The following is a 12,541-nucleotide window of genomic DNA, read 5'->3' on the forward strand; positions in this document are numbered from 1 at the left end:
AAAAAACAATTAACTTTTCTTAAAATTAACCAAACGATGAAAAAAATTAAAAGAATTTTAATGTTGTCTTGTGCAGTTTTGGCTTTTGTAGCTTGTACTAAAGATGACGAAACTACTGCTGTAAAAGCAGATGCAACTAAGGTAACACCAGAGATCTTAGCTAAACTTAGTTCGCTTTCATTCAACAATAAAGATGTGAAAGTTGTAAAGCATGTAAACCAAAATGGTGTTACAGAAGATGCGTTTTTAATAGAAGGTGATATCATTATGACCAAAGCGCAAATTAATAGTATGGATTTGCATGGTGGTATTACCACAGAACAATACAGAACCAATAACCTTGTGTCTGGACCAAGAACAATTCGTGTTGTTGGTTTATCAGGAACTGGTGCATCGGCGCTTAGTGCAAACATGCGTTCTGGATTACAAGCGGCAATTAACCGCTACAATAACTTGAACCTGACTTTAAAATTCTCTTTAACTTTCAGTTCTAGTACTACCGGTGCAAACATTGTAGTACGTAGAGCTGCAGGTGGTGCAGGAGGAGTAGCAGGATTCCCATCAGGAGGAAACCCATTCAATACAGTGACTTTGTACTCTGGTATGGATACGTATTCAGTTGGTGTAAACTCGCATGTAGCTGCTCACGAAATCGGACATTGTATTGGTTTGCGTCACACAGATTGGTTTAGCCGTCAAAGTTGTGGAGAAAACACTAATGAGGGGACTTCAGGCGTAGGTGCTGTGCTTATTCCGGGAACTCCGTCAGGATATGATCCTACTTCATACATGAGAGCTTGTTTTAGTTCAAGTGACACAGGTGTATTTAATACTAACGATGTTACTGCTTTAAATTATTTATACTAGATAATTCTTCGAAGCACTTTGCAATAATTAAAAAAGGCTGTTTCTCTCACGGGAAATAGCCTTTTTTATTTTGAATATAATTCTTTGTAACAGTTTGTTTAATTTGATAAATAGGTATTGGGATGTGATTTGGAACAAGGCTAATTCATTCTTCCTGTTTAAGAAGTCTAAAACATGTTTCGTATTTATTTTTGTAAATAACTAGTATTACTATTGCCCAGTTAATTAATTATGATATTTTTGTGAGAAAATTATATATTTTGTTTTCATGCAAAAAAATACTCTTCTGTTCCGATGGTATGTGCTATTGGGACTCTTTTTTGGAATTAATTCGTTACTTGCCAAAACGATATACCCTAACATTGAGATTAAGGAATTTGCTCCCACTGTAGACTTTAATTTTAATAACAATAGTAGTTGTTCTGAAACCCCAATTACATTCAACCCAACTGTGAGCGGTAATGCTCCTTATACCTATCTTTGGGACTTCGGAGATGGAAAAACATCTTCAGACAGCAATCCGACTCATACTTTTACGGCTTTAGGTTGCGGTATCCAAACCTTTATTGTCAAATTAACAGTTAAAGACAAGAATGGGGAGGAAAGCATAGTTAGTAAACCTGTTTTGGTACAACAAAAACCCGATCTGAAATTTGTAAACAGAATGGCAGGTTCCAACTTGGTTTTTGAACGTTGCGGAGATAATAATTCCAGTTTAAGTTACACCATTGATGTTGGAAATGAATCGGCGTCAACTTCATGTGTTACTTCTTATAATATTGATTGGGGAGATGGTAGAACAGAGACCAATGTTGTTTTTCCTAGACAGCATACTTATGAAAAGTTAGGCTCTTTTAATATGGTAATTACGGCAGTAGGTGCCAGTGGCTGTAATAACCGTGTTTCATATATTGTAAAAAATTCAAATAACCCGATTGGAGCCTTAATTGCTCCGGGAAATACGACCAATTTTTGTCTACCTGTGGCACCAATGAATTTTGCAATTGGGTCTTGGGCTCTCAATCCTTCAGATACAAAATATCAGGTAAATTATGGAGATGGAACTATTGTAAATTACACTCAAGCACAATTAGAGAGCTCGATTTATTACAACAAGGCTAATCCAGCAGCTTCTCAAAATTTTCCAATTCCACATACCTTTACTAGATTCAATTGCCCAAACGGAAATACTGTTGCTTTAATTATTTCTACCTCATGCGGGAGCACTTATTTAACAGCTGGTCCTATTATTATTTTAGATGTTCCTGTGGTTGATTTTAACGTGAATCGCGTTAATTGTGTAGGTAGATCAGTGTTTTTCAATAATAACACTATTGCAGGTTACACTAATGACTGTAGTACTTTTAATGTTTATACTTGGGATTTTGGAGATGGTAGTCCTGTTTCAAGAGCAGTTAATCCATCACATATTTATAACAATCCAGGATCTTATACAATAACTATGTTTGCCCAAACGCCGTGCGGAATTGGAAGAACAGTTACCAGAACAATTTGTGTAGAACCAGTATTGCAACCTAGTTTTACCTATTCAAAACCATGTGCGAATTCAAATACTCAAATCACCAATACAACAGATGTACGACAAAGTTGTGGAACAGAAACGTACATTTGGGAGGTAATAAATTATTTTGAAGGTTTTTGTGGTAAAAAGCCAGAACAATGGTTTTTTGCTAATGGTACCGGACGTAATTCAAAGGATCCAGTAATTAATTTTGTAACTCCAGGAACTTATTATTTACGCCTTACCACTATAAATTCTTGTGGTGTAGAAAGAGTTAATGTACAGATTATAGAAGTTAAAACACCACCAAAAATCACTTTAAATCCAATATCCGATTTTTGTAATTCGGCTACTATCCAACCTGTTGGTAATGTGTTAGATGGTTGTGCACCACAATCAGAGTTGACTTACTTATGGAGTTTTCCAGGCGGAACACCATCAACATCAACACTTTTGAATCCGGGTTCTATTACTTATTCAGTTAGTGGAAATTACCAAGCTACTTTTAGTGTAACCAATAGTTGTGGTACCACATCTGCAACACGAAATTTTTCAGTAAATACGGTTCTTTCGCCAATTATTAGCCCAAAATCTGAATCAATTTGTAGTGGTTCTTCATTTTTAGTTCGTCCTACATCTAATGGTATTGATAATGTTCCTGCAAATACGACTTATACTTGGACTAATCCGGTTGTTTCGCCTGCAGGAGCAGTAAGTGGTGCTGTCGGACAGTTTTCTCCCGTTAGCGCCATTGGTCAAACATTAGTAAATAACACGAACACTCCTGCCACAGTTACCTATACCATCAACCCAACGGCAGGAAGTTGCCCTGGGCCAGCCTTTACAATTACTGTTGTGGTAAACCCCTTGATTAAAGTAGTAGAAACGAATAAAAAATCAAGTTGTTTTGGTGCAAATGATGCTTCGTTGAGTATTGTAGTTTCTGGAGGAATTCCATTTGCAACGGGCAGTCCATATCAGTTTTCTTGGTCAGGTCCTGACGGATTTTCTGCCAATACCAGCTCAATCCTCAATTTAAAACCCGGATTGTATACATTAAGAGTTATTGATAATGGTAATTGTCCATTTGTCAAATCATATCTGGTAGAAGAGCCAGGTAAGTTTCAGTTTGGAGCCTCAAAAGTAGATATCAGTTGTTTTAATAAAAACGACGGAACGATTGACCTCAATGTGATAGGAGGTAATTTGCCTTATACCTATGAATGGACCAAAGATGGGGTTTCATTTTCTACAACTGAAGATCTTAGAAATCTACAAGAGGGTATTTATAAGGTCACGATCAAAGAAGCTAATAATTGCGATATTTTAACAGGTACCTATGTGGTAATAAATCCGCCATTACTTGAGGTAAAATTAGAAAGTAAGGTAGATATTTTATGTTATGGTTTTAGTACGGGTGAAATAAATGTTACACCTAGTGGTGGACGAGCAGTTGAAACCACTCCTGGAAATTTTAATTACCGTTACAATTGGTCAGGTCCAAATGGGTTTAGCAGCAGCAATAAAAACCTAAGAAATGTTCCTGCTGGTACTTATAATTTAGTGGTTACAGATAATTCAAATTGTACAGCAAATTTACAAGTGATTCTTACCCAAAACGATGAAATTGCACTTGAGTTTACCAAAACCGAAATAGCATGTTACAATGACGCGAATGCATCTATTACAATTACCAATATTAAAGGTGGAATTCCTTTTGCAACAGGAGCGCCGTACCAAGTACAATGGAGTAATTTAGGAACAGGTTTGGTTCAGAATAATTTATCAGCAGGAACGTATTTAATTACCGTGACGGATGCCTTAAATTGTTCGAAGATTTTCCCAGTAATCATTGACAATGCACCAGTATTTACAATCAATCCTGATGTTAAAAACATCTCGTGTTTTGGGGCTAAGAATGCTTACATTCGTTTGAATTTAGTTGGTGGATTGACTCCTGTAAAATTAGTATGGGATGATGACTCAACTGCTGGAATTGAGCGAAATAATATAGGGCCTGGCCGCTATACTGTTACGATTACAGATGCTAAAATGTGTCAAATTAAAAGAACTTTTATAATTAATGAGCCTTTGAAACTAGAATTGAAAGCTGACGTAACTAATACATTAAGCTGTTCAAATGCCAATACTGGAGCTATCAATTTGGTAGTAACAGGTGGCGCGCAGCCGTTTAAATACTTATGGTCAAATGGTGCAACTACTGAAGATTTACAAAATTTACCTCCTGATAACTATACTGTAATTGTTACCGATGCAAATGGTTGCACGGAGACTCAATCATGGAAAATAACACGTTTTGATCAATTAACTCCTACTGTTGAGGTGCTTACGGATTATAATTGTGAAACTAAATTTGTAAAACAAACGTTTGTGGGTAAAGTAAAAGGAGGAATACCGCCCTATACTTTGAGTTGGTCTGATGGTATTGTTTCTGGAAGCAACAACGAGATTATGAATACCAACAATAATGGTTTGATCATTTTTAGTGTAACGGATAGTTTTGGTTGTAGCGCAGCCATTAATTTTAATGTTGCTACGCCAGTTCTAGGAACTCCAAATTTTGAAACAAGTTCGTATGGCAACGATGTTTACCAGCTTTATTCCATTCATGATCCTGTTCAATTTTCCAATTTAGCTACTGGCGATTTCACTAGTATTTCTTGGGATTTTGGAGATGGAAATTTCTCTGATCAAGCGAGTCCGCAGCATATTTATACAAAGCCTGGAACCTACACAATTAAACAAACTGTAAATTATCCTTTTGGATGTCAATATGTAAATACCAAAACACTACTTGTGCAAAAAGGCTATAGTGTAGTCATGCCTAATGCCTTTACACCAAATGGTGACGGAGTAAATGATTCATTTGCGCCCGTGTTTTTAGGTTTTATTGAGATGACATTAGATGTTTATGATAGCTGGGGAAGTATCGTTTATACTGAAAAGGGCCAAACACTTAGCGGTTGGAACGGGAAAGTAAAAGATTTAGATGCAGAAAACGGAAATTATTATTTCAAACTTTCAGCAACTACTTTTTACAATAAAACAGTTGTCGAAGAAGGCGCATTCACATTAATTAAATAAAGAAAAGCATTGTAGAATGAATTTTAAATTTTTTATTACCACTGTTATTACTGCTTGCTTTTTTGCGACAAGTACTGCACAAGATCCTGTTTTCACACAATATTTTTTGGTTCCTGAAACACTAAATCCCGGTTTTACAGGTTTTATGGAAACAACTTACACGGGTATAATTCACCGTGAACAATGGCCTGATTTGGCTTTAAAAATTGATACAGATTATGCTTTTTTAAATACTTGGAATGAAGAAATGAGTTCTGGTTTTGGAATTAGCATTTTGAATCAAAGAGAAAATGCCAGTAATTACACGTTCACGCAACTGAATGCCAACTATGCTTATCGTGTCCAAATTAGTGATAATTGGCAATTTCGACCAGCTATAGAGGCAGGTTTTGGCTTTAAATCATTTGCATTTCAAAACTTACTTCTTGAAGATCAAATTAATATTAGAACAGGAATTATCAATGCTAGTTCGATTGATCCTTTGCTTAGAAACGAGAAAATCAGCTTTTTTGATGTAAGTGCAGGAATGGTTTTTAATACCGATGGTATGTGGATTGGTTTATCAATGAAACATTTAAACAAGCCAAATATTGCGCTTACTCAAGATGGAAATTTACCTTTGAACACATTTTTTTCATTGAGTGCAGGATATGAATTTTTATTAGCCAATTACATTGATGTTAAATTCTTTCCATACGAAACAAAGTTGTTTTTGACGTCTAATTACATGCAACAAGGTCGCTACAATCGAGTTGATTTAGGAGCCTCTTTATTGTTTGAAAAAATGTTTTTTGGTGCCACTGCAGTGACCAATCCTGCTAAAAATGGTTTGAATAGTCAATTGCTAACTTCTGTCAATTTATTTACAGGCTTGCAATACGATCATTTAAGATTGGGCTTGGCTTATGATTTAAATACTTCAAAAATTGGTAAAACAGGCGGAATTTATGAGTTATCCTTAACCTATCAATTTAATCTGGATAAAAAGTGTTTTGGTTGTCCCAATTATACCAGACGTTAGGATTATATAGTTCTAGCGCTTTGCGAGGTTGGTATAAGAGATTCGAGATTATGGATTAAAGACAAAATTTCAAATACAAAACTATATTTTAATTCATCCTAAATTCCCAGTATTGCTAAACGCCTTTAATTTGCTGTACTTTTTACAAATAATTTTTCGTTATCAAATACATTGGCAACATTATACTCAGTATTATAAAAATTAAACCAAAAAGTCTGTCAGCAAAAAAATCTACATTTCCATTATAAAATAGTTCACGCTTTGGAATTTTCGGATCTCTTTTTTTTCTTGCCCAAAATGCGATTAATAATATTCTGTATAAGAGAAGAGAATATAATGGACAAAACCAAATAAGTGCAAAGTTTGGTTTTCCATTTTCGGCTGATTCTAAGTTTAAGATTGCCAAAATTCCGCAAAATATGCAAACACATAAAATTATTAAAAATGTTTGTCTTTCGCGTAATGCTTTTCGGCTTTTGAAAAAAATTGCTGGAATTAATATCAAACCAATAAAAGAGAAATCTTCGAGCATGTTTTTAGGTTTGTATTCTTTTCAGCGCAATCTTGGTAGTAAAACATATTATTACTTTTCATTTCTGATGAAAAAAGAATCTTTAGGTGGCTAAGTATTTCGATTTAAGTCTTTTAACTAGAATATTTTTTTTTTGATTAGCTTGCGCTAAAGCTTGGGCTTTGGTCTATTATTTTACTCTGAATCTTGTTCACCAACTTCTTCAATTTGATCTAGTATATTGGTTTGATTGGGTGAAATGTAGTTTTTTATTTCTGTGGGAGTATCTTTTTTAAATAGTAAATCTAAAGCATTATAAAGTTTTAAAAGTACGTCTCGATCTTCTTTCGCAATGGCTACGGAGTTGTTAAAATCAAAAACATAGTTGTTCGAGTTTCGAACTTCAACTTTAATGGTTTTGGGTGTGATTTTAAATTTTACAATATCCATAATACTATATTTTTAACGCTGATTCTCTTTTATATCTCGCTTATTTAGCAAGTGTTGTATTTTTATTTGATACTTCAAAACTACTAGAAATTTCTATAAATACAATAATCAAAAGAGGGTCTTTTTGAATAATCTTTTGTTGTATTCGAAAATAATCTTTTGAATTTTTATATCGACTAAAATTGCTTTCAAAAAAAAAATCAGTCCGAAGACTGATTTTGTAATCCGTGTATAAAGCGAACACTTAATGTGCTTTCTTACCAAAAATTTTCTTTGCTAACATTACTACGATCAAAACGGCTATTCCAAATCCTAAACCGTAAGCGAATTCCATTACAAATGCAGGAAGTGGTGTTTCAATATGGTGCAAAAATGGAATGTAGTGTGCAAATATGCCTCCTGCTACCAAAAGTAAAGCGATCGTACCAATTACAGATAAAGATTTGATGATTAGCGGTAATGCTTTGACTAATACTGTTCCGAATTTGTAAGTGAAACTTTTTTCATTGGGGTTCAATTGAATTAGTTTTAAACCTGCTTCGTCCATACGAACAATTAGCGCCACAATACCATAAACACCAACTGTTGCCAATAATGCAATGATTGACACTACTGTAATTTGTTTTGCAATAGGTTCACCAAGTACGGTACCAAGTGCAATGATTACTATTTCGACTGAGAGAATAAAATCAGTGATAATAGCCGATTTGATTTTTTCTTTTTCAAATGCGAGTATTTGCTCTTCGGTCAATTCTGCGGTAGTAATTTCTGTTTTTTCGTGTTCGTGCGGGAAAAAAAATTCGTAGATTTTTTCGGCTCCTTCATATGCCAAATACAAACCTCCCAATACCAAAATTACAGTTACCGCTGTTGGTAAAAAATAACTGAGCACAAATGCAATGGGTAAAATTATTACTTTGTTCAAGAGAGATCCTTTCGAAATGGCCCAAAGTACTGGTAATTCTCTGTTGGAAACGAAACCTGATGCTTTTTCAGCATTTACGGCCAAGTCATCGCCTAAAATTCCTGCTGTTTTTTTTGCAGCTACTTTGCTCATTACAGCCACATCATCCATCATTGCTGCGATATCATCTAATAATGCGAAAAATCCTGATGCCATAGTTCTAGTTTTTAGTAGGGCTTACACGAACTTCTTACCCGTAGTAGCCACCCTTTTGATTGTTTTGTGGTGCGAAGCTAAAACTTTTTTGCTTTAAAAAAAAGTATTAACGTTATGCTTTGTAGCAGTTTTATTCAATATTTGATGCCTTTGTTCTGAAGGGTTACGCAAATGTAAGCGACTGCTGAAAAATAGTTGTCGATTATAGCCCTGATCGTAGCGGTATCCACGGAGCGTAGCGTAGTGATTTAGCGTAGAGCAGGAGCAACCGTGATTGGAAGATAAGTTGGTGCTGCAAAAAAAATGCATCAGATTGTACTGATGCATTTTGTTATCAATGGACTTAAATAGCTATGCTGTTTTTTGCAATTATGAAACCAATTCTGTTTGATTCCTGAATACCAATTTGCCATCAAAGGCATCGATAAGAACAATGGTGTCGTTTATTGTTTTTAATTGAAATTACTGGAATAAAATCTTTTTACTAACAGTAGTATTATCTTTAAATTGTAGTTTTATAATATAAATGCCTTTTGCATGATTTGACAGCAAAAGTTTAAAAATATTGTTTTGATTTGGATTGTTTTGAGTCATTAAAACTTTGCCTGCTATATCGATTAATTTAATACTCGATACTTCACTAAGATCATCTGTGATAATATTTACCTCATCATTCGCAGGATTTGGATATAATGTGATTAATTTAGAATCAGTCTTAAAATCATTAATGCCTAGCGTTTTTGTTGTAAATTGATATTTGTTAGAGTAAAGTTTGTTTCCGTTAAATGTGGCCACCAATCTATAATAGTAGGTTTGATTTGGTAATAAATTAGTTGATGGGGATGTTATAGTGGTAGTATTATATCCAAATGCATAGTTAGGCGAACCACTAATTGTTGAACCGTAGCTTTCTGTTAGTCCATATTCAAATTGAATATCGTCGAGCAATTTTCCATAAGCATTGATAAGTCCAACGAAATTGAAGCCAGAGTTCGTCTCGATTATTGGATTAGGAATTATAATGACATTACCGGAAGTATTAAAAACATTTTCTTTGCTATAAATGACATCAGGTCCATTTAATGCTTTAATTCTAAAATAATAATTCAGATTTGGGTCTAGATTGCTAATTGTAGCACTTACATAATTTGAAGTGTTTACAGGTATCTGATTAATAGCAGTTGCGATAGATTTTTCATAATTTATGGTTCCATATTCAAAAACTATGTTAGTAATATTTTTACTATAACTGCTTATGTAGGCTTGCAAAGTAGCATTATTTCCATTAATATCAGGATTGTATAAATTGATTGCATATTCTGCTTTTGTTTTAAATGATTTTACTGAACTGTAAACGTTTTGCCCTTTATGTTCTGCCTTAATTCTGATGTAATATGTGGTTTTTGGAAATAAATTTGTCAAATCGCCGTTAATATTTTGATTGGTATTCCCAATGACAGTAGTACTTAGTGGTAAAGTACTAAATTCAGAAAATTCATTTTTGGTGGCATATTGAAACTCAATATTAGAAATTTCATTTTCATTAGATTTTATGTTTCCTGATACTTGTGCGGTATTTGATGAATAGTTGTAAATATCATTTATTGATAATACCAAATCAGGAAGTGTTGTAAAGCTCAATATTTGACTAGAATAATCGAGGTTGTTGTAAGTTCCTACTAGTTTATAGTAATATGTTGTATTTGGAGTTAAATCAGTTAGTGATGAAGATATATCCAAAGAAGTATCAAATGTTACTGAATTAAGATTTGTATTTTTAACATTCGTTAGGGCTAAATTTGTTCCATATTCAAATCTTATATTTTGTAATGTTCCATCGTTCGAGGCAGCATTACCAGAAATAGTTGCTCCTTTGTTTGTTAGATTAAGAGCGGGATAAACATTTATTGCAAATGGATTAAATGAAATAGCGCTTTTTAAAAGTTTACCATTACTACTACTTACATAGAGATCTTTTTGCACTATGGCCATATCATTAGATGGTGAGCCATACGAGTTGATTAGTGTTATATTTTCCCAATTGGCGCCTCCGTTAGAGGTTTTGTACAATTGTCCATAATTATCAAAAACGTAACCTACATTTTTAGAATAAAACTTTACAGTTCTTAAATCAACATAAGGAACAGTCAATTTTTCCCATGTTATTCCACCATTTTTAGTTTTATACATTGAACCGTTTTCAGCTGCAAAGTAACCGTTGTCTTCATCCAAAAAATGGATGGAATTAATGTTTTGATCTATATCAAAATTGATGGTCCAAGTACTACCTCCATCTTGAGTTTTGTATATCCTGCCACCTGAATAACCAATACGGTGCGCGTAGCCTATCTGATCATTTACAAATTGTATTTGTCCAAAACTTTGATCTAACACCTGCTGCCAAGTTGTACCTCCATCAGTTGTTTTCATTACTTTTTTTTGATTGAACCCTCCTGATACAAAACCAATGTTTTTATCGAGAAAAAAAATAGAACTAATCCCTTCATCAATAATGTCATTTCCATTGTTTAAAATTGTCCAAGTAACCCCTTCGTCAAGAGTTTTGTATACTTGTCCACCATAAGTTGAACTAGTTGTTGCGTAGCCTATACTATTATTTACGAATTGAAATTTACCTGCGAATATTGATTGGTTAAGCTTTAAAGAGCTAATGTTTTTCCAATTTTTGCCACTGTCAACAGTTTTAAAGAATTTATCTCCAACTGCTGCAACCCCAATGTTGTTATCAATAAACTGTATCTGTTTTATGTCGTCATAAGTAGGTGAGTTTTCAATCCAAGTTTTACCGCCATCACTAGTTTTAATAATTCTCCCCCGAGCACCAGTTGCATAACCTATGTTCTCGTCTAAAAAATGTAGTCCATACAAAGTTGAGTTGTTAAAACGTCCGTTTTGAAAACCACTCCATTTCCATGTGGTCCCACCATCTATTGTTTTGAAGATGACTCCACCATCACCAGTTATATAACCAATATTCTCATTTATAAATGAGATAGCATATATGGCATCAGAAATTCCATTTATTTTGGACCAGCTTTCTCCGCCATCAATTGTTTTGTACAAATCGCTATGTTCTTTTGTGTAAAAACCAATATTTTGATTTATGAAATGAACCATCAATAAATCTGATGGAACTATATTTGAACTCTGAGTAATGTACCAAGTGACACCCCCATCAACACTTTTTAACATTTTTCCATCATTACATGCGGCATGACCTATTAGGGGACTAACAAAAAATGTTTTATTAACGGTGTTGTTAGGGATAGTTTTCTTAGTCCAAGATGAACCTCCATCTGAGGATTTAATAATGCTATTGGAAGATGAAATAATAATATCAGTTGCATTTAAAATATTTACTGTATTAAAATTGTCAATAAACCCTGTTTGAATTTGTGCCCATGATGTTCCACTATCACTAGATTTTAAAACATATCCATTATTTCCAACAATAAAACCTATGTTTCCATTGAAATTTAGGTCATTCGCACTGTTAATATTTTGTTTTTTTTGCCAAGAAATTCCGGCGTCTAAAGTCTCTAGTATTTCATTAGAATTTATGATAAATCCCCTTCCTGCAGAAACAAAACGAATATCTAAACCAATATTACTACTTGGTTTTGGGTTTAACAATTCCCAATTGGTTTGTGAATTGATGTTTTGGAAAAAACAAAGACAAACGGCAAAAAATACCAATTTTAGTACTGTTGTAGAATTTTTCATGATTCTTGTTTTTTTTATTTTATAAGAATAGTTCTGTAAAAGTAAAGTTTTTATTACTGATTTTTTAAAATTACTTTTAAAATTTTGTTTTAGGCGGATAAAATAGATAGATAAAAATTTGAATTTTTTGTAATCATTTTTCAAGAAATTTCAAGGATTTTTTCTCTATGCATGATGATTTAACCAGAGTGATTTTTTTTC

The 12,541-nt window shown here is 33.7% G+C and carries 7 protein-coding genes; 3 read left to right on the forward strand and 4 right to left on the reverse strand.

The features are described from left to right. Positions 1 to 36 precede the first annotated feature (36 nt). From G9Q29_RS04750 to G9Q29_RS04760, 3 genes are all read left to right on the forward strand, one after another. Positions 37 to 867 carry a M57 family metalloprotease gene (locus tag G9Q29_RS04750; RefSeq protein WP_166133868.1) on the forward strand — a complete coding sequence of 277 codons (831 nt, stop codon included), beginning with the start codon at positions 37 to 39 and terminating at the stop codon, positions 865 to 867. 268 nt (positions 868 to 1,135) lie between these two features. Further along, entirely contained in the window at positions 1,136 to 5,494 is a 4,359-nt protein-coding gene (locus G9Q29_RS04755) for a PKD domain-containing protein (RefSeq protein WP_166133870.1), read from the forward strand. Between the two features lie 16 nt (positions 5,495 to 5,510). Beyond that, positions 5,511 to 6,515, forward strand: coding sequence for a PorP/SprF family type IX secretion system membrane protein (locus G9Q29_RS04760; RefSeq protein ID WP_166133872.1), 1,005 nt, complete (start codon positions 5,511 to 5,513; stop codon positions 6,513 to 6,515). 142 nt (positions 6,516 to 6,657) lie between these two features. Here G9Q29_RS04760 and G9Q29_RS04765 read toward each other — a convergent pair whose 3' ends face one another. The 4 genes from G9Q29_RS04765 to G9Q29_RS04780 form a co-directional block, all read right to left on the reverse strand. Beyond that, entirely contained in the window at positions 6,658 to 7,047 is a 390-nt protein-coding gene (locus tag G9Q29_RS04765) for a hypothetical protein (RefSeq protein ID WP_166133874.1), read from the reverse strand. A gap of 174 nt (positions 7,048 to 7,221) precedes the next feature. Continuing rightward, positions 7,222 to 7,476, reverse strand: coding sequence for a PH domain-containing protein (locus G9Q29_RS04770; protein WP_166133875.1), 255 nt, complete (start codon positions 7,474 to 7,476; stop codon positions 7,222 to 7,224). Positions 7,477 to 7,720: 244 nt separating this feature from the next. Next, the gene (locus G9Q29_RS04775; RefSeq protein ID WP_166133877.1) at positions 7,721 to 8,596 is read right to left on the reverse strand and encodes a DUF808 domain-containing protein; all 876 of its coding nucleotides are present in this window, start codon (positions 8,594 to 8,596) and stop codon (positions 7,721 to 7,723) included. A 462-nt stretch (positions 8,597 to 9,058) separates the two neighbouring features. Continuing rightward, entirely contained in the window at positions 9,059 to 12,340 is a 3,282-nt protein-coding gene (locus tag G9Q29_RS04780; protein ID WP_166133879.1) for a YCF48-related protein, read from the reverse strand. Positions 12,341 to 12,541: the final 201 nt, after the last annotated feature.

It is taken from the genome of Flavobacterium turcicum, assembly GCF_011365745.1.
Lineage (GTDB): Bacteria > Bacteroidota > Bacteroidia > Flavobacteriales > Flavobacteriaceae > Flavobacterium > Flavobacterium turcicum.